This window comes from Chryseobacterium oleae (assembly GCF_900115055.1).
Taxonomy (GTDB): Bacteria; Bacteroidota; Bacteroidia; order Flavobacteriales; family Weeksellaceae; genus Chryseobacterium; species Chryseobacterium oleae.
Genome location: NZ_FOVD01000005.1, coordinates 50,365 through 72,906, shown reverse-complemented (window position 1 = coordinate 72,906; position 22,542 = coordinate 50,365). Strand labels below are relative to the sequence as shown.

At 37.3% G+C, this 22,542-nt stretch carries 27 protein-coding genes and 1 riboswitch; all 27 genes read right to left on the bottom strand.

Translation table 11 applies throughout. The annotated features are described in order from the left end of the window. Positions 1–51: 51 nt before the first annotated feature. Positions 52–1,320 carry a sensor histidine kinase gene (locus BM143_RS16005; RefSeq protein WP_090025517.1) on the bottom strand — a complete coding sequence of 423 codons (1,269 nt, stop codon included), beginning with the start codon at positions 1,318–1,320 and terminating at the stop codon, positions 52–54. Continuing rightward, positions 1,317–1,994 (bottom strand): response regulator transcription factor, encoded by a 678-nt coding sequence (locus BM143_RS16000; RefSeq protein WP_090025516.1) that lies wholly within the window; start codon positions 1,992–1,994, stop codon positions 1,317–1,319. The genes BM143_RS16005 and BM143_RS16000 overlap by 4 nt, the downstream gene beginning before the upstream one ends. A gap of 106 nt (positions 1,995–2,100) precedes the next feature. Then, complete coding sequence (locus BM143_RS15995) at positions 2,101–3,360, bottom strand: metallophosphoesterase (protein WP_090025514.1); 1,260 nt, start codon at positions 3,358–3,360, stop codon at positions 2,101–2,103. 2 nt (positions 3,361–3,362) lie between these two features. Then, positions 3,363–3,575, bottom strand: a complete 213-nt coding sequence (locus BM143_RS15990) for a helix-turn-helix domain-containing protein (protein ID WP_090025512.1) — start codon at positions 3,573–3,575, stop codon at positions 3,363–3,365. Between the two features lie 3 nt (positions 3,576–3,578). After that, entirely contained in the window at positions 3,579–4,136 is a 558-nt protein-coding gene (locus tag BM143_RS15985) for a DUF2975 domain-containing protein (protein WP_090025511.1), read from the bottom strand. Between the two features lie 64 nt (positions 4,137–4,200). Continuing rightward, positions 4,201–4,953, bottom strand: coding sequence for a DUF3575 domain-containing protein (locus BM143_RS15980; RefSeq protein ID WP_090025509.1), 753 nt, complete (start codon positions 4,951–4,953; stop codon positions 4,201–4,203). 245 nt (positions 4,954–5,198) lie between these two features. Then, positions 5,199–6,194 (bottom strand): T9SS type A sorting domain-containing protein, encoded by a 996-nt coding sequence (locus BM143_RS15975; protein ID WP_090025508.1) that lies wholly within the window; start codon positions 6,192–6,194, stop codon positions 5,199–5,201. Positions 6,195–6,324: 130 nt separating this feature from the next. After that, on the bottom strand, positions 6,325–6,969 hold the full coding sequence (ribB, locus tag BM143_RS15970) for a 3,4-dihydroxy-2-butanone-4-phosphate synthase (RefSeq protein WP_090025506.1): 645 nt from the start codon (positions 6,967–6,969) through the stop codon (positions 6,325–6,327). 90 nt (positions 6,970–7,059) lie between these two features. Then, a riboswitch (FMN riboswitch) is annotated at positions 7,060–7,185 on the bottom strand. A gap of 215 nt (positions 7,186–7,400) precedes the next feature. Beyond that, positions 7,401–7,886 (bottom strand): toxin-antitoxin system YwqK family antitoxin, encoded by a 486-nt coding sequence (locus BM143_RS15965; RefSeq protein ID WP_090025505.1) that lies wholly within the window; start codon positions 7,884–7,886, stop codon positions 7,401–7,403. Positions 7,887–7,993: 107 nt separating this feature from the next. Continuing rightward, positions 7,994–8,791, bottom strand: coding sequence for an SMI1/KNR4 family protein (locus BM143_RS15960; RefSeq protein WP_090025503.1), 798 nt, complete (start codon positions 8,789–8,791; stop codon positions 7,994–7,996). Continuing rightward, the gene (locus tag BM143_RS15955; protein ID WP_167375301.1) at positions 8,776–9,543 is read right to left on the bottom strand and encodes a LytR/AlgR family response regulator transcription factor; all 768 of its coding nucleotides are present in this window, start codon (positions 9,541–9,543) and stop codon (positions 8,776–8,778) included. The genes BM143_RS15960 and BM143_RS15955 overlap by 16 nt, the downstream gene beginning before the upstream one ends. 8 nt (positions 9,544–9,551) lie before the next feature. Beyond that, positions 9,552–10,562, bottom strand: coding sequence for a sensor histidine kinase (locus tag BM143_RS15950; RefSeq protein WP_167375300.1), 1,011 nt, complete (start codon positions 10,560–10,562; stop codon positions 9,552–9,554). A gap of 74 nt (positions 10,563–10,636) precedes the next feature. Then, positions 10,637–11,386, bottom strand: a complete 750-nt coding sequence (locus BM143_RS15945) for a hypothetical protein (RefSeq protein ID WP_090025498.1) — start codon at positions 11,384–11,386, stop codon at positions 10,637–10,639. Positions 11,387–11,533: 147 nt separating this feature from the next. Further along, positions 11,534–12,202, bottom strand: a complete 669-nt coding sequence (locus BM143_RS15940) for a DUF4272 domain-containing protein (protein ID WP_090025497.1) — start codon at positions 12,200–12,202, stop codon at positions 11,534–11,536. 23 nt (positions 12,203–12,225) lie between these two features. Continuing rightward, positions 12,226–13,005, bottom strand: a complete 780-nt coding sequence (locus BM143_RS15935; RefSeq protein ID WP_090025495.1) for an alpha/beta fold hydrolase — start codon at positions 13,003–13,005, stop codon at positions 12,226–12,228. A 115-nt stretch (positions 13,006–13,120) separates the two neighbouring features. Beyond that, the gene (locus BM143_RS15930; RefSeq protein WP_090025494.1) at positions 13,121–13,669 is read right to left on the bottom strand and encodes a dihydrofolate reductase family protein; all 549 of its coding nucleotides are present in this window, start codon (positions 13,667–13,669) and stop codon (positions 13,121–13,123) included. A gap of 79 nt (positions 13,670–13,748) precedes the next feature. Next, positions 13,749–14,993: a hypothetical protein gene (locus BM143_RS15925; RefSeq protein ID WP_090025492.1), complete on the bottom strand. Its 1,245-nt coding sequence runs from the start codon at positions 14,991–14,993 to the stop codon at positions 13,749–13,751. Between the two features lie 70 nt (positions 14,994–15,063). Continuing rightward, positions 15,064–15,822 carry a hypothetical protein gene (locus BM143_RS15920; protein WP_090025491.1) on the bottom strand — a complete coding sequence of 253 codons (759 nt, stop codon included), beginning with the start codon at positions 15,820–15,822 and terminating at the stop codon, positions 15,064–15,066. A gap of 121 nt (positions 15,823–15,943) precedes the next feature. Beyond that, the gene (locus BM143_RS15915; RefSeq protein WP_139222058.1) at positions 15,944–16,450 is read right to left on the bottom strand and encodes a hypothetical protein; all 507 of its coding nucleotides are present in this window, start codon (positions 16,448–16,450) and stop codon (positions 15,944–15,946) included. Between the two features lies 1 nt (position 16,451). After that, complete coding sequence (locus tag BM143_RS15910) at positions 16,452–17,198, bottom strand: hypothetical protein (protein ID WP_090025487.1); 747 nt, start codon at positions 17,196–17,198, stop codon at positions 16,452–16,454. Positions 17,199–17,276: 78 nt separating this feature from the next. After that, complete coding sequence (locus BM143_RS15905; RefSeq protein ID WP_090025486.1) at positions 17,277–17,771, bottom strand: tetratricopeptide repeat protein; 495 nt, start codon at positions 17,769–17,771, stop codon at positions 17,277–17,279. A 17-nt stretch (positions 17,772–17,788) separates the two neighbouring features. Next, positions 17,789–18,205, bottom strand: coding sequence for an NAD(+)--rifampin ADP-ribosyltransferase (gene arr / locus BM143_RS15900; protein ID WP_090025485.1), 417 nt, complete (start codon positions 18,203–18,205; stop codon positions 17,789–17,791). Between the two features lie 59 nt (positions 18,206–18,264). Then, on the bottom strand, positions 18,265–18,825 hold the full coding sequence (locus tag BM143_RS15895; RefSeq protein ID WP_090025483.1) for a hypothetical protein: 561 nt from the start codon (positions 18,823–18,825) through the stop codon (positions 18,265–18,267). A 40-nt stretch (positions 18,826–18,865) separates the two neighbouring features. Beyond that, a complete protein-coding gene (locus BM143_RS15890; protein ID WP_090025482.1) occupies positions 18,866–19,381 on the bottom strand; it encodes a DinB family protein in 516 nt (171 codons plus the stop codon). A 199-nt stretch (positions 19,382–19,580) separates the two neighbouring features. Next, positions 19,581–20,426, bottom strand: coding sequence for a sialate O-acetylesterase (locus BM143_RS15885; protein WP_090025826.1), 846 nt, complete (start codon positions 20,424–20,426; stop codon positions 19,581–19,583). 23 nt (positions 20,427–20,449) lie between these two features. After that, entirely contained in the window at positions 20,450–21,061 is a 612-nt protein-coding gene (locus BM143_RS15880) for a TetR/AcrR family transcriptional regulator (protein ID WP_090025480.1), read from the bottom strand. A 158-nt stretch (positions 21,062–21,219) separates the two neighbouring features. Then, positions 21,220–22,476, bottom strand: a complete 1,257-nt coding sequence (locus BM143_RS15875; protein WP_090025478.1) for a serine hydrolase domain-containing protein — start codon at positions 22,474–22,476, stop codon at positions 21,220–21,222. Between the last annotated feature and the right edge of the window lie 66 nt (positions 22,477–22,542).

Below are 22,542 nucleotides of genomic sequence, written 5' to 3'. Positions count from 1 at the left end.
AGTTTTCACAAAATTGAATCATTTGATGTTATGTTTTTGAAATTCAGTATTTTATTTTACGAAATTGATTCTTGTAATATGCAGATTGTTTTCAAATTGATAGAATATTTCAGTGTCATAAATCTCCAAAATTTTCTTCACGAGGGCCAAACCAATCCCGATGGAATTCTGATTGGGATTTCCACGCCTGAATCTTTGGAATAATTCTTCAGTAGGAACAGTGGGCGGATTTCCTGTATTGGAGATCTGTAAATAGTTTTCTGTAAGCGTTACCGATATTTTTCCGTTTTCTATATTGTGCCTTTTGGAATTATTGATAAGGTTGTTGATGACGATCGTAGCCAGATTCTGATCAAAATTAAGATAGATTTCTTCCTGAATATCTTTCGTTACCGTAAGATTCTGTATTTCAAATATATCCTCAAAGTAGAGAAGTCTTTCCTGAAGCAGTTCTGAAAAATTGATAAGCTGGGAATCATTTTTTTCAAAATGTTCAAGCTTGGCGAGGAGAATAAGAGATTGATTAATTGACGAAAGTCTGTCCAGCTCATCATTCATAGAAGAAAGCGTGATCAGCTGGTTTTCCGAAAGCTCACTGTCCATCAGAAGTTCTATTTTCCCTTTGATAGAAGCTAATGGTGTTTGCAATTCATGAGATGTATTTTCCGACAGTTCTTCCAGCAGATGATAATCCTTTTTGGAGCTTTCTGTCATTTTCAGCAGGAACCTGTTTAGCGATTTGAATTCTTCGGTTTCAGTTTTCATGAGGTCCATAGAGCGATTATCTCTCAGACTGAATTTCTTGATTTCGTCTATCGCATGATAAAAAGGTTCAAGGATTTTTTTAGATACCAGAATACTCACAATAATGGTAAGGATGATCAGGAAAACCATGATCCAGGCAATAACCATGATGATGCTCATCAGAAAATTATTCTCGATGATTGTAATGTATCTTACACTGGTGATGGCGTATCTTTTCTGCTTAATTAAAGGATATGTAGTCACCGTAATCCTGTTCATGTGGGACTGGATGCTTTTGTTCCAGATGTATTTCTCTTCAATGATTTTTTCCTTGAAATTTTTAGAGTCTGCCGGGAGAATTTTCACCTGTATCTGCCTGTGATGGAATTTTAAATAATCGTAAGAAGGGTCACTTTCCAATCTGTGGGCTACGTAACTGTTTAAATCCTCAAGTTTGAGAATAGCAGAACGCATCGTTGCCCGTTCAAAAGCAAAATAAAGGATCGCAAAACCGGTGATCAGTACAAAAAATACCAATACGGTGAATGCTCTGGCAAAACGGAAACTTAAATTCATTTATCAATCCATTTATAACCCAATCCGTAAACGGTCTGCAGATAATCTTTTCCACCGGCATCAAGCACTTTCTTCCGTAGGTTTTTTAAATGCTGATACACAAAGTCTACATTATCGATGCTGTACGTATAATCACCCCAAAGATGGCTGGCAATGGCCTGCTTGGAAAGCATCCTGTTCTGGTTGTTGATGAAATAGATCAGCAGGTTGAGTTCCTTTTTGGTAAGATTGACCAGTTGATCATTGATTCTGCATTCTTTAGATTCCAGATCAATTTTAATTTCATTGAAGCTTAGAATGCGGTTGGCTTCCGGTGTTTTTCTTCTGAGCACTGCTTTTATCCTGGAGTGAAGTTCGGGTAGCGAAAAGGGTTTAGTGATATAGTCATCGGCACCGTCATCCAGTCCGGTTAGTTTGGTGTCTAAAGAATTTTTTGCAGAAACAATAATGACACTTGCCCCGGGAGCGTAGTTTTTAATATGTTTCAGAATATCCAGGCCGTTTCCGTCGGGAAGCATAAGGTCCAGGAGGATGCAGTCGTACTCAAAAAGTTCTATTTTGTCTATAGCTTCTTTCGCATCAGAAGCTACTTCACAGACGTAATCTTCTTTTTTAAGATAGTCTGTGATGTTGGACGCAAGATCTTTATGGTCTTCAATGATGAGAATTTTCATGCGAAAGTATTAAACGGGATAAACTGTTATCCGGTTTAAAGATATAAAAAAACCGTTCAGAAAATAAAGAACGGTATTTTTTGATCGTTTATTTAAATCAAATTTTTCAGAGGTTCAGCTTTGTTTTATTTCCTAAATCATCTGTTTTGTAGTAAATATTGTTTTCTATGAGCAATCCTTTTGTTTTTCCGGTCCTTAGTTCTCTGCCATGTTTAATATCAATCTTAATGACTTTATTGTTGTAGTCCGGTGAAATATCATCCACAACAGAATGTCCGATAATTATTTTTTGAGCATCATAATAATTCAGAATGTTGTCGAGTTGATCTTGGGTAGTTTTTTCCATGCTGATGCCATTCAGCTTGAATAAAATTTTGTATTTCAATTCAAAATTCAACCTTCGGTCCCAATACGGACTGTCCGTTGAGCTTAAAATAAGCTGATCCCTTTTATTGGCTGCATGCTTTCCGGTACCGTAATATTTTCTTGAAATGGAATTAATTTCATTAATTGAATATCTGCCTTCAGCATGAAAATAATTTAATCCGCCATGAACGAAAATGGCAGGTCCAATTTTTTCAATGACATTTTTTGTACGAAGCCATTGGCCTAATTCAGAGTTTTGAGAGTATAAAAATTTCAGTCCGGTTTCCCAGCTGTTTTGCTTACTGATTCTTTTAGCGGCTTCGATATATTTAAAATCATTATAAGATACATCGCCGTAAAGGTTCATGATTTCATGATTTCCCAGAATAAAATGCACCTTGCCTCCTTTTTGTGTGGCTTGATTTTCCAAATGATAAATTAACCAAAGTACCTGAGTGACCTGGTTTCCTCTGTCTACAAAATCTCCGTTAAGAACAAGGTGTCCGTCTTCAAAAATCCAGTCGCCATTACTGTCAATGACTTTATTAGCTAAAAGAAAACTGTAAAAAGCATTGAAATTGCCTTCTATATCAGAAATGGCAATAAGCTTTTCAGGCATTTTATATTGATCCTTTTCGATCTCATATTGATTTTTAAGTGAAATTTTGAACATCCGAAGCTCTTTACAGTCTGTTTCTACTGCAATCTCTTGTGTTCTGTCAATACCTTTCTCCTCAAATACATTATCCTTTTTAATGGTGAACATTCTGTCTCCAAATATATAAGGGCCATCAAGGCCATCAAAAGAAGTTTCTACAGGCTGATTGATTCTGAATCCAAACGGCTTGTCTTTTTTCCATAACCCGTTTATTCCGGACCAGTAGAAATTATAGATTCCCTTTTTACTGTCAATGTCATCATAGCCAAAGTACAGGGTACTTAAAATGAAGTAGGAGGCAACTACGATGACCGTCCATTTTATCCATTTTTTTATTTTCATCTTTATAGTGTTTCTGGTTGATATTCAATGAGATCTCCCGGCTGGCAGTCCAATGCTTTGCAGATAGCATCCAGTGTGGAAACTTTTAAAGCTTTGGCTTTTCCGTTTTTTAAAATGGATAGATTGGCCTGGGTAATATTTATTTTTTCGGCAAGTTCCTGTGACTGCATTTTGCGCTTGGCAAGCATCACGTCGATATTGAAAATAATGGGCATAGCTTAAATGGTTAAATCTGCTTGTTCTTTTAATTGACTTCCCTGTACAAATATTTCCTTCATGACAAGTAGGGTAATTCCTATTCCTATACTGAGAGAAGGGGGAGTGATATCAAACTGATTTGTTTCCATTATTAAATCAACTAACAATGTTATGAACCCAAAGATGATGAGCCCAAAACTTAAAACTTTGAAATTTCTGACGACTTTATCCGTGAAGATATGATCTGCCGAAAACTCATTAATGATTTTTGAAGCCCAGATCAGAGAAAAAGATAATGTGAGCATGTTCAGAAGGGCAAGCACTATAGCTTCCCTGGAATCAGTAACTGTAAAAACCATATTGGAGAATGGATACTGAACCTGCAGGATATCGTAGGTTTTATCATTGACGGTATACAGCTTTTCTGAAATATACATCATTGAATCCTGTTTTTCAGCAAGGATATGTATGATCGCTAAGCTGCCAATCCATACCGATGAGATACAGAAAATGGCAGCACAGATAAGGAATGGATATTTGATCCAGGATACCAGAGAATTATCTCCTATTATCTTCATAATACAATATTTATTTTCTGTAAATGTATAAATTTTTATTGTATTACGATAAAAAATATGATTTCTAAAACCTATATCCAATCGAGAGCCCGCTTCTGAAGCCGGCCCAGGGCCCGTCTACTTTTACTTTAGCACCATTAGCATTTGTTTCTACGGTGTAATCTACAAACGGGATGTCCAGGTTTTCAATTTCTTTTTTAAGCTGAGCCTGCATTTCCGGAGTCAGAACATAATCGCTGGTCATTGTAAAGTCTCCTTTTCCGCTTCCATAATGGGCTCCGGCGATCCAGAAATCAAGAACCAGATTTTGGCTTCGGGTTAAGAAAAACTGTACGCCAACCATCAGTCCGCCACTGTTTCCACTTGTGCTTCCCTGTCCTTTCAATGGGATCTGGTAGGTGTTTCCGTCAATAGCGTCATAATCATAATAGAAATCAAAACTGTTGGATGAAACATCGGAATACCGGTAATAAGGGGCAAAATAAAATCCTTTTCCATAGCCTTTCCCGATGTAAAATCTGGGTTCGATGGTGAAATTGGTGGCTTTTACCCTTAGATTCTGAAATCTTTTCTCATCTTCATCTTTCAAAAAGGCATTAATGAAGGGTACTTTTCCCTGTGTCATTGTTCCGAAACCTATATTTACAGAGAACCATTGGTTAATAGCTCTTTCATAAGACAGGTTGATATTTCTGAATGCATAAGCTGTAACGTTGGTCTTGATGATATTCATTTTTTCCGAGGGAACAGCCTGAACTTCCTGTGCGTCTGCTTCGGAAAGCAGGAAACAGGGAATTAAGATGAGGAGCTTTTTCATAATTTTATATTTTGTGGTGTAAAAAAGTATCAGCAAAAAACGGGCAAAAAATTAATTAAACTTTAATATGGGTTTGTTTTTAACTTAAAAATAATAATATGATTGCTGTTTGTGTTATTTGGTGGAAATATAATAAGAATAATTGACAGCACCTCGTGGGATTACTTTTAAAGTAAAATAAGCCACTCAGCAATCAACCCCGCTCAGTTCTGAACGGGGTTGATTGTTGATAATGTTGTATTGGTTTATTTCTTGATGAATTTCACTGTTTCTGTCTTAGCGTCTTTTCCGGAAACCTGAATGAAATAATTGGCTGTCGGAAGCTCAGAGATCTGTACTTTGCCGGATTTCAGATCTGATGTTTTGATCAGTTTACCGTCTAAGCTATAGATATTAGCTGTCGTGTAATTTCCTGTATTTCCTTTGAATCCGATAAAATCCTGCGCCGGATTAGGATAAACAGTGAAATCCTCTTTTTTTGCATGGTCAGCCGTTGCTAAAAATGTTTCACCCAAAGCTACAGCACTTGAAGTAGATTGATTGATTCCCAGCAAAGGAACTGAAATATTTCCGCTGGTAGATGTCAGCAATGCATATCGGTGACTGCCGTCATAATAAGAATAAGCCGTGTTGGTAAAAGTTCCGATCGGATTGGTTAAGGCAACATCAAATGGAGCGTATAAATTAAAATTCTGTGTAAATTTTACTCTCAATACGTTCGTATAAGTTCTGCTGCCGATGATCAGGGTTCCGTGGGCATCGGCTAGTGTGCCCATTGTCCCGCTGAAAAGTCCGTTAGCCACAGATGAGGTGAAATTTCCTCTGGCATTATCGGTTTGATTTACATTGAAAGCGGTAGGGTAATTCATGTACGTACCATTGTCTACAGAAAAGTTCAGCGTAGCTTCAGGATTGATTACTCCGGTGATTTCCAGTTTTGTAGCGGAAGATTTATAAAAAATCGTCGTTGCCCCGCTGGCCATTTTGATCGTAGAGCCCGGAAATGTGGTGATCTCTGCCGCAGAAGGTGTTGAATACACCGTTGGAGAAGCTGCTCCCTGTACGAGGCTGCCGTTTGAAAAGGTAGCATTGGCTCCTGTAGCGGTATTGTTTACGGTTCCCGTTACCGTGTAATGATTTACAGTATCGCCCGATAAAGGATCGTTAGCCGCTTTGGTCAGCGTGATTTGTGCGGAAAGTGCGCCGGAAATACCCAGCAAAAAGAGTAGTGATGTTTTCATGGTCAAAATTTTTACTAAGATAAATAAAAACAGATATTAATTTTTATGTTAACTTGTTTTTAATGAATAATTTAAACAAAAAAGCCATCCGGTATGATCGGATGGCTGTTCTGTGCGTTAAATATTTTTTCTAGTTGCTCATGATTTTGCGGTACGCGTAGATATCTTCAATAGTGACTACGCTCATCTCTTTTAAAGATGCAAATTTCACGATTTCCGGCAGCCTTGCCATTGAACCGTCTTCATTGGTCAGTTCACAAAGTACGGCATCATCACCGAGATTGGCCATTTTTACAAGGTCTACACTGCCTTCGGTATGGCCTCTTCTTTCGAAAACACCACCTTGTTTGGCAATCAGTGGGAAAACGTGTCCCGGGCTTGCAATGTGAGCGGCCTGTGCATTTTCAGCCACAGCTGTTCTGATCGTTGTTACACGGTCTTTTGCGGAAACACCGGATTCAACGCCTTCTTTGGCTTCGATAGAAATGGTGAATGCGGTCTGGTTTTTTGAGTTGTTGGTTTCTACCATCGGACGGAGATTCAGGTGCCTGCTTTTTTCTTCCGAAATGCAAAGACATACGATACCGCTGCATTCGCGGATCAGAAGTGCCATGTCCTGTTCTGTAATGGTGGATGCGGGAAAGATGATATCACCTTCGTTTTCACGGTTTTCATCATCTACTAAAAGAATTCCTTTTCCCTGTTGTAGTTTTAGAAGTGCATTTTCTACACGTTCTGTGGAGGTCGCTCCAAATTGTTCTAATAATTTTTCCATGTTATTTTACTTTTAAAAGTTAAAATAGTCTTCGGTACATGGAAATGAAATACGGCACAATAAGCCCGTAAGGAATCTTACTGACCGTTTCATTTTCTTCTCCCATCCAGACTTTAACTGTCGGTTTTGGAATTTCACCAAATCAGTCCCTTCAAAAGAAAGGAGTCGCGGACTGTAACCGCCGGTAGGGAATTTCACCCTGCCCCGAAGAAAACTTATACTAAGTTTTACTGTATGTTCTGATTTAAAATTTTATTTCATTGATTATATTTAACGCACAGACGGCAAATTTCGGGAAGTTTTTTGAATTGGAGAAGGGATTTTTGATGCTATTTATCAATTGTCGCTTTAAGTTCAAAAAAAATAGCCATTCAAAGTTAGAATGGCTTAATTTATAAAATTCTGATATTTTTTATTTGATAATTGTTGATTTAAAGAATCTGTTTTCCATCCTTGTATTCCTGAACTGTCTTTTCGAGCCCTTTTTCATTATACATTTCCCATTTGCCATCGTATACTCCATTTTTCCAGTTTCCTATGCCCCGGATATTTCCGTTTTCGTACCAATATTCATGAGTTCCGTTTGGCTTTCCATTAATAAATTCTCCTTTTCTGGCTTTTTGTCCATTAGGATGCCAGTATTCCCAGACCCCATTTTCTTTCAGATTTTCAATCTTGCCGCTTGAATATAGTTTTCCATTCAAATAGTAAGCCTTTTTAAATCCATCTGTTATAGGTTTAAATTCAAGTGTTTTTGATTGAACCTCATTTAAATTCTGGCTGTTTTTAATGAAATCCTGCTTAGCAATTAAGGTGTTTCCAAAGTAAACTTCATATTCTTCCAAATTTATATTTTGGGAGTACAGGTTTTTATTTATGAAAATTATTAAAAATAAGGTAAGAAGTATTTTATACATGATATAGATAAGGTTGTAATTATTTTTCTTTTAGAGATTTCTCGAGTTGGGTTGTCCATATTTTGATAAGTATCGAGACATTCTCCAAAGATAAAAAGTTTTAATTCTTATGATTCATACTCCTTCAAATAAAAGACTATTTTCTTCTCTATTAAATCAGACAGTGAATTCGCTATTTTTATCACTTTCGGAGGTGCATTTTCGTGGGCAAGTACGTACATATTTTGATTCTCCAGACTGTACAGCAATTGATCTCCGTCACCATACATCCAAAATTCTCCCAGAACCAGATATTGCTTTTTCTGAATAGTTTCGACCGTTAATTCATTACAATCCATTTCCAGCCCTTCTAATTTTAAAACGGATACATTCCGGTACCATATTATCAGGTCATCAGGAAGTTTGATGGAAAGCTCTTTTTCTTTATTGTGTATGAATTCCTGCTGTACACCGGCTTCGATGATGTCAGAATTACTGTATGATTTGGTCAGCTGCCTGAAAAATTTTGGATAGCTGTCTTTTAAATACCCGAATTTATTTTCAACGTCTTGCTGAAGCTGCTTTTCTTTTAGTTTTTCTGCTTTACAGAAATCATCAAATTCTCTTTCCCAGCCTTTTTTGTAAAGATCAGAAAAATCAGCATTTATTTTCACAGATTTTAGCCAGTCAAAAGCGCCCAGCTGCCCGATGTACAGATTTCTGACCCCGCTGAAACTTTCCTTTGGTTTTATTTTAAGAAAGGCTGTTCTTCCACATATTTTTTCTACGTCATCTTTATGATCGCTGAACCAGCTCAGCCATTCCTGTGCGGTGAGTTTTCCTTCTGAAAGGCTGTTGAATTGGTCAATGATTTCCTGTTGCATCATGGGCTGTTTACTCGGTTCAAAATTTATTTTTCTATCCATTCCCGGAAGAGGCTGGTATTGCTCTGGCTGGTTATCAAATGTCTGTCATATCCCTCTATCTTTAAAGCTAATGCATTTTTAGAATAACGTTCAATTCTTTCGATGAATTTTTTATTCACCAGCTCACTGCGGTTGATCCTGAAAAACTCCAGCGGATCAAGTTGTATTTCAATTTCCTTGAGGGTAGATATGTTCAGCAGATGTTTTTTTCCTGTTTTATGCAGAGCAAAAACAACGCCTTCGTCAGCCTCAAAAAACAGAATGTCTTTGGTCTCAAAAAAATAAATCCCTTGAGTGGTATTGACGGAAAATCTTCCTTTGAATTTTTTTTCTGCTGAATTACCAATGATCTGATCCAGTTTTAAATGCAGAGAATGATCTGTGGGCTGATTATTTCTTAGCAATAGAAATTTATCCCAGGCCTTTTGGAATCTATCTAATGAAAAAGGTTTTAAAAGATATTCGATGCCGTTGCTTTCAAAAGCATCCATCCAAAACCGGTCGTAGGCAGTTGTGAAAATGATGGGGCAGGAAACCTGTACTTCACGGTAAATATCAAATGCATTTCCATCCAGAAGTTCAATGTCTGAAAGGATAAGGTCAATAGAGACATTGGTTTTTAAGAAATTCACAGCATCCTGTACCGTATCTATCTCTGCTTCTACGGAAATGGGTTCGTGTACCTCGTCCAGAAATCTTCTGAGTTTTTTTCTTGCCGGGATTTCATCTTCAATGATAAGAATTTTGATCATTTCTCTTGTCATGGGATTATGGGTAAAGTTACTGAAAACTCATTTTCCGTATGGATGATTTCAAACTGTGTACTGGCTAACAGAGCATATTGCTGCCTCAGATTATTCAGTGCCCTTCCGGAAGTGGATTTTGTGTTTCTTTTGATCACGGTATTATTTGATACGACAAGACTGCTGTCCACAGAGATGGTAATCAAAACAGGATTTTTTTCTGTTCCGAGGTTGTGCTGAATGGCATTTTCCAAAAGCAGCTGCAGGGTGAGCGGTATGATTTGTCCCCTGGTGTTTAGATTTTGGATTTCCAGCAGATAAGCATTGCCATACTTGTGCTGCATGAGGTTGAAGTATTTTTTTGCAAAAGAAATTTCTTCATCTATTGAGATTAAACTTTTATCAGAAACCTGAAGAACATACCTATATATGTCAGCAAATTCATTCAGGAAATCAGAGGCTTTGTATTGATCTTCGTTGATTAACTGGTCTAAAACATTCAGATTATTGAACAGGAAATGAGGGTTAAGCTGTGATTTGAGCTGACTGATCTTTGCTTCGGAGAATGCCTGATTATATTCATCGATCTGTTTTTGTTTTCTTTTGTTTTTTTGATAATAGTAGAAAGCCAGAAAAAAACTTCCATAGATAAAAGTGTCCATTGTTTCGGACAGGGTTGAAAGTATCAGGGTCTCCTGATTGAAATTTCTTTCAAGAGTGTTAAATGCCAGTGAGATGCACAATCCTAATAGCTTCATAACAGCTAAATAGACGAGCATTGAGGTGCTGAATATTTTTAATGCTTCACCCGTGCTGAAAGTATCTGATTTCTGCCAGTGTTTCATAAAGAAATGCATCACAAAAAACAGAATTCCGGCACTTATAAAAGACAGGACTGCTGCTTCCGGAGTGAAGATATACCAGTCAAGTGTTTTCCTTACCAGAAGCCTGATCTGTATGGATTGGGCATAGCCAAAAAGAAATACAAAAAATAGAAAGTACTTGCTTTGTCTAATTTCGTTCAACATATTTTTCATAGATATTCTGGTCAGATGATACAAAAATAGCCCTATAAAAAATAAAGGGCTGCTGATGACTCAAATTATTTTGTCTTATGATCCGGGAATGATGCGGTGACCTCTCCTTTGTCATTATAGAAATCAAGTTTTGCATTATTTTCTTTATCAATATAGAACATCGCTTTGGGCATTCCTTTGTCGTCAAACAAAAAGAGGCCGTTATTTTCAGCTTTGGATTTCCCCAGCATAATTCTCGGAGCGCCTCCTATCAGATTCTTTTTTACATAGTCGTCATACTTTTGCTGCATGACTTTAGGATCTTTTTTCCGGAGTTCTTCAAGCTCTTTCATAATTTCGGAAGTTTTAATTTGTGATTCTTCTGAAGGACGATCATTAAAAGCAAGACTGCTGGATACAAACCGTTTGCCTCCTTTTGTATAATCCTGGGTTAAAAGCTGCATCACCTGATCTCCGTCGTATTGATCATAGGTTAACGATAAACCAGAGCTATGTCCGTTTTCCTTTTTTTGTCCGTCATAGATAAATCCTCCACATTCAATACCGTCTTCATTAAAAAACAGCATTCCTGAACGTTTTTTCCGGCTTTGATTGGTTGGTCGGGTATTGATTTTATCATTTCCGTTGGGAAACCGGTCAACATTGGTGATGATCATTTTTACCGTACCGTCTTTTTCTACGATATTAATTCTTTCGACATCAATTTCCGTGAATTTTTGATTTCCGTTTGTTTTAAAAGCTGAGGTCGTGAGGAAAACCATCCCGATTACTGTTGCAAAAGCAAACGCTCTTAGAAAAATCAATTCTTTATTCATAGTGTTGTTATATTGTATAGGACAAAACTATTCAGATATTGATTGCTCCTCAAGCCAAAAGTAATAAGCCAAGGAAAAATTCCTTTGAATAAAGGAATTTTAGGAATGAGTTACATGATTGTGGAAGAAAATTTCTTGTTGCACAGATTAAGTATCACATGAAACATCATCCCAATCCTGATCCATATACGTGATCAGCCAGTTTAACGCATAATGTCTTTCATACACAATCCCGGAATCTATTTTCTCCATTTCAAGGTTGTTGATACGGGCATCTACACAGGCCCAATCGTATCTGTAATATAAATCGGCAGCATCAAGGATTTCAGATTTTGAACGGACTTCGTACCTTCGATTGATGAAATCATTGGGATCAAGATCGCCGCCCACAGGATAATGCTCCGCCGGAATATCATTCAGATCGCATAATTCATCGGGAAAGGGTAGAGTGTCAACGATTTTTAAGGCCCAGAATAAAACCCAGATGCATTCACACTTCCAGCTTTCCTGAGATTTTTTGTGTTCTGTAGGATCGTTTAAAAAATCTTTTTCGTCCGGAGTTACAAAGTCACAGAGATCATGTTCTTTCAAATAATCAATGGCTTCTTCCGGCTCTATGGAATCAAAAGCGATAAGGTTGGTGACAGCAAGAACGGTCAGCCTTCGCGCGATTTCTTCAGAAGTTCTCAGGGTGGTTTCTTCTTCTGTTTCTATATAGGGAAGGTTGAAATTAATTTTAATGCCTTCTTTTTTAAGGATTTCCTCAGTTCTTTCTTTTCTCGAAAGACCTTCTTCGTTTGTGGAGATATTGAGCATAATAACGGATTGGTGTAAGGAATTTAGATAAGTTCTTTGATCGTCTGTTCAAGTAATTCGTTAAACTTCTCCGGATTTTCCAGCATTGGGTAATGACCGGTTCCTGCTATTTCAACGAAGTCGTAATCTTTTAAATACTTTCTGTTATTCTCAATGTTAGTAGGAGAATTATCAGAATTGATGGCTCTTACCGGTACCTGAACTTTTGAAGCGATATCTCTGAAATCTTTTATATATAAAGGTCTTAGGAGATAAATGGCTGCTTCCGATGTGTTTTTAAGAAACTCATTCTGCAGTCTTTCTCTTACATCAGTTGGTGTGTTTTCCACAAAAAGATATTGAGGAAGAATATGTTCAACTGCATTTTTAAAATCATTGCGATAATGTACAAACATATATTGCTCAGCCTGCTCATCCGTAAAGGCTTCATCAAAATCTTTTATGGTGTCTATCAGAATAAGAGCCTTAACCTGAGGTATTTTTAAAGAAGCTTCCAGAACATAAGCTCCCGACATGGAATGTCCTATAAGAATAATTTCGGATGAATCAATCTGATCTGCTACTGTCTTGATATCTTCTGCATACAGCTCACTTGACCATTCTTTTCGTGATTTATCAGACAATCCATGTCCGGCAAGGCTCATTTGTACAATATGATAGGTATTCCTGAAATAGGCCTCCTGGCTGTTCCACCATTCTGCATTGCCGAGCCATCCGTGTACGAATAATAGGGTAGTATTTCCCTGGCCGCTTTCTTTATAATGAATTTTCTGTCCGTCTGACGATTGTGCGTATTTTTCCATGATTAATATATTGTTTTGCTGTATAGCAAGTTTGTGATTAAAAGGCTAATGTACAAAAAGAGATTTGTAAAGTATGGTGAAATCCCTGTATTATTGGGCTTTTTTGAAGATTTGTTTATGGGCGCTGCGGTTCATAGATGAGCTGTACCACTCCGGATTGGAAGGTATGGGTTGCGATCAGTTTCAGTTCTAGTCTCTCTTTCATATTTTCAAATAATGGTTTTCCGCTTCCTAAGGCAACAGGGTGAACAGAGATTCTGTATACATCGATAAGATGAAGCTGAATAAAGGTTTTGATAAGACTGGCCCCACCATAAAGCCAGATGTCTTTTCCAGCCTGTTTTTTGATCTCTGCCACTTTTTCAACAATGTCTGAACTGATAAAAACGGCCTGCGGATTCTCTTTGGTCTGTGTTGAAAAGACATATTTGTTTTTTGTATGTACAGATGTCCAAAGTTTCTTTTCTTCAGCATCAGCACTGTCTTCCGGCTTATAATTTCCCCACGCGTCATAACTGACCCTGCCATAAAAAATGGTATCGATACTGTCCAGAAATCCGTCAAAATTCATGTCGTCATCCATAATGCACCAATCGGTTTCTCCATTGGGACCTTCGATAAATCCATCTAAAGTAACGGCGAGATCAAGAACTACTTTTTTCATGTTTATTATTCATTAGGTTTAGGTAGTGTAAAAATAAAAAAACGCTCTGAAGCCAGAGCGTTTTTGCGTTATAAAAATATTACCATTTCCAGATCTGGGGCTCATCTTTCCAGATCAGCAGTCTGAATTCCTCATAATGATTTCCGTTTCCGATGGTGTGTGTATCCCGTCGGCCTTTGTCCAGTTTCAATTGGTGCAAAATCCCGGAATGGGCAGCCACCCAAAGTGTTTTTTCATCATCCGAAAGGGTTATTCCTGAGATGGAGGAACCTAGAAAATGTCTCCACAACTGTTTTCCGTCTTTATCAAATGCTTTGATGTATCCGTAAGCATCCCCCAGAATGTAATAGTCTTTTGTAGCGGTACCTGCATACACTCGCATTTCTTCGTCAATGATGGTATAATCATCACTTTCTGTATACGCTTCGATATCAGCGCCTTCATACTGACCGGAATTGATGCCTATGGTGATCCCGTTGTAGAAATGACAGGAATTCGTGATCAGCTGGCTGTCATCTTTCGCAAACAGACAGAAATGCGGATAGGAGGACTGTGCCCCGATTGAGCCTAAAGTATTACCTTCCGGATCTAAAATCCTGTGATCATAGCTTTGGTCTCCTACCACAATGTAAGAATTGTTGTTGGAAAGGGTGGCATTTTCCATATCAATATCAGGCGTCCAGTCTTCTTCGTCATCTTCATTGATCGGATGAATGAGTTTTTCTTCTTTCTGCGAGATCAGATAGATTCCGAATGAAGTGACCAGAAGAACTTTGCTTCCATCATTGAACGGGATCAGCTCTGTAATTCCCAGTTCTACAGTTTGGGTCAATTCAAATTCATTGATGATTGCGCCTTCCCAACCTTTGTAAACGGATATTTTACCGGGAGTTGCGATGGCAAAAACATCATTCTGTTTAGATTTTCCAATGGCCTGAATATTTTCGTCAAGTTGAGTCACCTGACCATGATCCAGCAAATAAGCCTGTCTTTTTTCATAAGAAGTTCCGGTCATGAAAACGATCTTTTCACCGGAAATAAAATGAAGCTGCTCAATGCTCTGCGACCTGTTTTCCAGTAAAGGAATGATAGGCGTATGAGCCGGCGGAAAATTGGCTCTGAAGTTTTCAATATCTCCGTTCTGATTGGCTGTTTTAAGCAGATTAAAAACGCTTTCGGCAAGATTTGATCTCTTGTCTTCAGGTTCTTCGCCTTTCCAGTTTTCCCAGCCGTTCTTTTCACCGAAATCAACCATTTCATTTATTTCTGTTGCATATCGTTCTCCTTTTGAGAACCATTCTTCCTGGATTGTAGTGTTTTGCATAATTGATGATTAAATAAAGTTGGAGATATTCTGTACGGGAATATCCTGTCTTAAAAATTAAATTAGTTTTTTATTTGAAGTTCGCATGCTCGTCATGGCTTCCTCTTATCATAATGCTGCTTCCTTTTAACAGCTTAGAATTGACAGTTCCTGTTTTTTCAGCAGTGAATTCAAATCCAAGGATATCTAACGTTTCACCCGGTTTGGAGAACTTTTCCTTTTTCAGAGAGTAAGTTCCTGACGGACCGATCCTGACGGTATCTCCCGGCTGTTGCATAAACGTTTCAATATTATTCTTCTCTTTGTTTTCTATTTTAACACTTTTAGATAAGTAAAGTACATTCACATCCTGAAGGCCGGACCAGTGAATAGAAAAATCCTTGTTCAAAGAGTTTTCTTCTTCATAAATAATATTTCTTGCACTGCTTAATTTCAGGGAAGGAACCCTGCCCAGGAAAAACTTTTTGCCGTTGGCCAATTGAATCTGAAGATGATATTGATTATGTTCCGGGGCTATTTTTTCAGTGTGGTACAGGTAGTTTTTGTTGTAATAGAGCTGCTGTACGATTTTGTATTCTGCTTTTTTGCCATTCACCCATATATTCACAGAGTCGTTGCCAAACATTTTACCGTTCTTATCACGAAGGACTACAGAAATACTGTTGTCATTTTCATCTGTCAGTTTTTGGTAGATGCTGATTTCCGCTTTCAGATCAGAAATATCTGTAATCTTTGATGCCGGTTCCGGTCCTGAACAGGAATTGAACAGAAAATACAGACCGCATAGCAGAATAGACAGCTTCACTTTGATATAGCCGGCAGTTTTCATAATGTGATATTTTGGTGTGGCGGAACTTTTTCCGGAGTGTTAAATTACGAAAAGAAATAGAATGTTGTGAAATGTAAAATGTAGCATGTAAAAAGTGAAATGTATGTGCGAGCAATGATGACTAGAAATGATAATATTTTCTGCAGTCCTTTCTGTCAATGATTTTCCAGTTTTTAATCGTAAAGTCTACCGTTGCACCCTGGCTGACTTTGCCGTCTACAATGAGTTCATAGAAATCACAGCCCCAGTCTTTATTCATCATGGTATTATGGCTTCGAACCAAATATGTAAAGCCATAGATCTTTTTAACAGGTTCGCTTTTAATTTTCACAAATACCGTATCCGTTAAAAGTATTTCATTTTTTACGAAATAATTTCTCTGGTGTCTCAAAGAATCGGAAATAAGATCTGGGATTTTGTCGTTGTAACTTTTAATCACCTGATCTCCTCTTTTGATCTTAATATGAATACTGTCTGCATCTTTTGGAAAATATCCGAAGAAAGAAACTGGAAAACCGTCAATTTTTGTCTGTGCTGCACATTCTTTTTCAGCTTTTGAAAGTTTTTCTTTGCCGCTTTCACAGGAGAGGAGGAATACAGAGGTTAAAACAAAAGCTAAATTTTTCATATCAGTTTTTAAAATAATCTTCATTAATCTTTCCTTCGAACTCATTGGAAAGCATATTTTTCAGTCTGTACCTAAATTTGGTTTTAAAATTTCCGCTCAATCTGGGTTGAAAAACAGTTATGATCTGTTTGGGTTTTAGCATGATGTATCGTATTCCAACACCACATGAATATATTCTGCGACTATAAATTGTTTTCCAGTTATTTTCTTTGTCTAAAGCTTCAAGTTCCAGTGGAATATGATTTCCAAATCCAATGATAATATCTTTATCCTCTTCGTTATAAATGGTAACGGGAAATCCGTCATAATAATTGGTTATCTCTGGAATTTCTTTTGTCTGTTCTTTACCTTTATCCATTCTATCCAGTTGAATATTTATTTCTTCTTCTGTGATTTTTGTAAGATCAGGAAAGGTCCGTTTCAAAGGTGTTGTTTGACCGATATCCGCAAAAAGTCTGATGTTTTTGTAATCATCTTTATACCGTTTATGTAAAATATCAGTAGGACGTTCATAATTATTGGTAAGGATTGGATTATCCCGGTCGTAATCGGTATAGCTTAATTCTATAGAAGCTTGCGCTCTTCCCAAATACTGAACTTTTGAAAGATGGAAAAGGTTAATATCATCTGTTTTCTCAAGCTTTTGAGATGTGATATTTTTATCAGAGGTTAAATATGTTGGATGTATTTCTAACTGGCCGTTGCATATCAAAGAAAAGCAAATAAGGACTACATAAAATATTTTCATGAATGAATGAGTTTTTATGGTGTAAAGTTCTGAGCTTTAAACGTAAATTTTCTTTAAAACTTATAAGATGCTCGATTTTTATTGTACCAGCTCCTTCGAATAATTATACACCGATCTGTTATACCTTGGCAAATGTTTGGATAACGATTCCAAAACCAACGACAATGCTTCTTTATCATTATTAAGCGATGAAAGAGACAGTGCCAGAAAAGCATTGACAGCATCATCCAGTTCATCGGAATAGTTTTTCTTTTCTTCCCTGAGAATCTCAATGCTTTCGTGTATTTTTCCGTTATTCCGAAGGGTACTTGCCAATTGAATCCGGGCTCTTCTTCTCCGTAATCCGGTAAGACCTGAAGCTAATGCAGATCTGTAAAGCGGTTCCGCATTCTTTTCAAAACCTGTTGAGTCATACGCGCAGGCTCTTTCGAAATCTGCGATAGCGTTGGGTTCATCGGCAGAAATTTTGTCCGTATGTTTTTTTATCCGGTTAATGAATTCATCATTGGAAATGCTTCCCAATTGATCCCATATTGTTGTTAATTCCGTTTCCCAAAGTTCAGATTCTGTCATCTTCTAGTTATATTTTATCAGTCTTCAATAGCTTCAATGCCTTGTTGTTTTAGCTTTTCCAGATGATCTTTCATCGTTTTCAGTTGCTCAGGTGAATGTCCCTGCCAGTCTGTAACTTTCCCGATCACCTTAAACGGATGCAGAGAACGGTAAGACTTTGTAGGATTTCCCGGAAATTTTTTGTCCGTTAAATTGGGATCATCCTCAATAGGTCCCGTCGGTTCCACGATATAAATTCTTTCTTTCCCGTCTCCGAAAGCGAGTTCTGCACCCCAGGTTGCCGCTTCCAGCGTAGCCGAAAGATAAATATATTTCGCCTTTCTTTTTGTGCCGTAATTGGAACTAAAACCAATTTCGATGAGGTCACCGGTTTTAAGATCCGCTTTGGTGCCGTGGTAATAGATAGGAGTTTCTTCAATAGGGGTAGAGCTCATAATATGATGTTTTTAGAAAATAGGATTGACTTTCATTTAAACATAATGGAAGATCGATTTTACATGGTCCAAATATTCCATTTTGACTGGATGGCAGACGGATTCAGCTGTTCAATTTTCCGGTAAAATTCAAGAAAATTTTTATTCCAGATGGTGTAGTTGTGGGCGAATTTAAAGATAATTTCTTCACCGTTATTGTTGATTTTTACCTGCCAGATTCGGCTGTTATTAATTTGAACAGAGGTCTTACTGATTTCCCTGATATCTTTTAAATTAAATTTTGCGGTCTGCTGATAGCTGTTAACGGTATAGAAATGTTCCTGATCAAAATAAAATTCCTGATCTGAAATGATGTTTTTCTCAATTCCGAACAGAAAGGGTTTCGTTGAGATTTTATTTAAATTCTGAAAACCTGAGTGGGTATAGTTTAGCCTGTTATTTACCGGTTTAAACCCTGAAATATTTTTCTTATAAATAATACGAACCAACAAAAAGATGAAAATGAGGCTTACGATAACGATTGCAATCAGGTAACTGTCTCCTTTTTGTGATAGGGTCACAGTGATTCCTGTAATGAGAAATGCATAGATGGCAGACAGGATAAGTATTTTTTTGATCATTAATGGATTGCTACGTTAAATTTGAAGCCTCTTTTATTTGTTAATTTTGTTCTACCTCCGAACTTTTATAGACATTCCAGAAATTATAATCCGTCATAGGTGCATCGGTGATCCCTACATTTCGGCCCATCGTTACGATTTGTCCTCTGTGATAAGCTCCGTGAACAATCACATGCTGGATATATTCATACTTGGAAAAGTCACACTGAAACCACGGAGATTCAATTTTTACATTTTTTGTTAAATCTTCTTCGGATAAAGTTTCTACATAATCTACCAGCTTCTGCGAATTGTTTTTAATTCCGTTGAAAATCTCTTCCTTAGTGTTGGCAGCAGAAATTTCAGGAAAATTGAAATCACCGTTTTCTGCGATATGACTCCACCAGTATTGCTGCGTCTGCCAGATGTGGTGTAAAGTGGTTAAGATCGTCGGAAAGCTTGAAATAACTTCCTGATTAAGCTGTTCATCGGACTTGGTGGAAAGCCAGTCAATGTACTTATTGACCACCCAGTTATTGTACTGAACACTGTGATTGATTAATGTTTTTAAATTCATGATGATTAATATTTAGTTTGATTTAGGTGATATAAAAATAAATAAAATACTCATTGAATTTGCAAAATAAAAAACGGCCTGCAAAAGACCGTTCTGTAAATTGTGAATTGTGAATTTTTTGGAGATAGAAGGTTTAGACATCAGAAGACCTGACTCTCAAAACACTAAAACCCTCCGACTCTCAAACACGTACCACGCATCAGCTAAGTTTCGCTACCTGAGCCTGGAATTCATCTGCACTTATAGTTCCCATTGCCCATTGAACCTGAAGTAATTCGTGTTTTTCATTTTTCGTCAATGGCTTTTGGTGGATTGTTTCTATGATCTGATCCTCATCCGGTAATGCTTCCAGGATGTGGTTCTTTTCCTGAAAAGCTTTAAAATATCTGACCCCAAATTTTCTCTGGGAAACAGCATTAAAGTGAATGTTGTCCGGATTGGCTGTCAAACCTTTGGCAGACACAAAATAACAGTGCTGCTGATCTTTTGCAAACTGCATCAGTGCTGCATTCACTTCATGATGTTCGTTGAAATACTGACCATACATACCGTTCTGTAAAAAATCTCCCAATCCTCCAATGATAAGTGGAATATCTGGAGCGTCCAATTCTTCTCTCAACGTTTTTATAATTAGAGCGAGTTTTTCTCTATAAAGCCCGTGTTTTTGCCCATTGCTGTCACTTTCTCCCTGATGCCAGAGAATTCCACTCAATGTGCTTATTTTTTGTGCTGCTTTTGCCTGTTGAACTGCATTTTGAAACAATGGGCCTTCTACCGACCAGTCATCCAGACTTGTCCCGCCATCCGCACAAGGAATCAGGGCAATATCATCTTTCTGATTATGTAGTAAACGCCATGAAGAAGCAAAACTGGCAGCCAGACTGATCCCAGAAGTGAAACGGTCATAATTCATCGGTTCTGACATCATCTGCCATCTGCCGTTTCTGAGCATTTTAATCTTTTCATCATAAATAGGAGGGATTTCAGTCAGAAATCCCCGACCTGCCATATTGGATTGGCCGATCATTAAAAATGAATATGTCATTGTACTTTTTATTATTCTGTTCTTTATTTTTTTAGTGCTTTGCAGACTTTTTCGAAGGTCATCCATACCATTTCGTCTGTTAAAACAAACGGTAATCCGTTGATATTTCTTCCCTGCTGGTGAAAGCGTAATAAGTTGTGGAGTGGAGCAAAAGCAATGGACCAGAAAATTTCAAATGGCAACTCATCAATTTCTCCACGCTGCACTGCATTGGATATGAACTGTAAAAGATTGTTCTTGAATTCACTCATAAACGTTCCCGGCTTTTCATTAAACATCTTAATGAACTGATGGCTGTAATGAGAGTTATTGATCTGTTCAAAAAAGGGAAGCACCATAGGATTTTTGATGGCATAATGATATCTGTTCGTCCATTGCACACGCATTCCTTCATCAAAAGCAGAATCCGGATCAAATCCCTCATTGATCTCAGTTTCCATTTTTTTTCCTTCCTCAATAACCAGTTTCAGAATAAGATCATCTTTATCTTTATAATATACATAAGGTGTTCCTACAGAGATATTGCATGCTTTTGCCAGCTTATTGATCGTAAAACCATCCAATCCATCTTTTACAATGATTTTAATAGCCTTTTCTTTTATACTGTTTTCCTTGTTAAGATCCCGGTTGCGCATATTTGTTGTATTATCAATTGATTATAATTAAATGAATATTCATTTAATTATAGTTGCAAATGTATATTATTTCCGGTTTATAACAAAAAAATAGGGTGAAAATTATTTTCTGATAAGAATAAAAAGGGCTGTAAAGGAAATGATTTCGTTGCAAAAGATTAGTTTCCGGACCTGCTGATCGCATCTAATCTGACGAAATATTCATCAAGCAGGTCGTAAATAGCTTTTTGATCTTTCCCCGACATTTTAGGATCCCAGTCGGTATTCACGATGAGGTATCTGCCCATTTTTTTCTCTTTAAAAAACCAGATCACGGAATTCATTCCCGGATCGCCACCCGTATGTCCGAAATTTCCGGTAGATCCGAAGCCCATGGTGATGCCCATATTGTATTCATCGCTGTACTCGCTGTTGCTTCGGTCCTGAAAGTTTTCCGCTTTCAGTTGGGGTGTAAAATATTCTTTATAACTTTCTTTAGACAGAATGTTTCCGTTTCCAAAATACCCTTTCATCAGTTCGAGCAGATATTTACTCATATCACCGGAAGTGGTCAGCATTCCTCCATCGGGATAAGTATTGAGTGAATAATAGGGATAAGGCGTCTGCTTATCAATAAACGTCCGGGTATATTTTGAAAAATTAATAGCCTTAAAATTCCAGCCTGAATGATTCATTTTTAACGGCTTGAAAATATATTGGGTCGTGAAAGTATCGTAAGGAATTCCGGTCGCTTTTTCCAGCACCAAAGCGGCCAAAGTAGTTCCGATATTGGAATAATTAAACAGTTCACCGGGTTTTTTATCCAAAAATACATCACTCGAATACCATTTTCCTTTTTCGTTGAGAATATTATTCAAAAATTCTTCAATGGAAATTTTAGAGGAAGGAGGATTGAATTTTGTAGGGGAAATATCGATTTTCAGATTTTTCGCCAGATCAGCAGTATCTTTTAATACAACCGTTTGGGTCATATATCCATTATTATCATTAATCGAAGAAGTATGTGTAGTCAGTTGTCTGATGGTGATGGGAATATTGGGGAACCTAGGATTGATTACTTTGAACGGAAGATATGTATTAATTGGGTCATCCAGTTTCAGTTTTCCCAATTCCTGTGCTTTAAGAATAGCAATGCCGATAAGTGTTTTGGAGACCGATGCAATATTCTGAACCGTATGCTCATCGTATTTTTGAACAGGATTTATATGTGCGATTCCGAAACCGTTCTGATATAAAACTTCCCGGTCATTAACCAGTGCCACTCCAAATCCGTTGAAGCTTGTCGTTTTACTGATTTCTGCAAGTTTATCCGTTAATTCTTTTTGAGTTTTGAGCAGTTCCTGTGACGTTTTTTTCTGCGCAGTACAGAAAGTGAACATCAAAAGAAAAAGGCATAGACTGTATAAATTTTTCATGACGGGCTTTATTAAAAAACAACTTCAGAGATACAGGTATTACATATTCAGTTATTTTCAATCAGG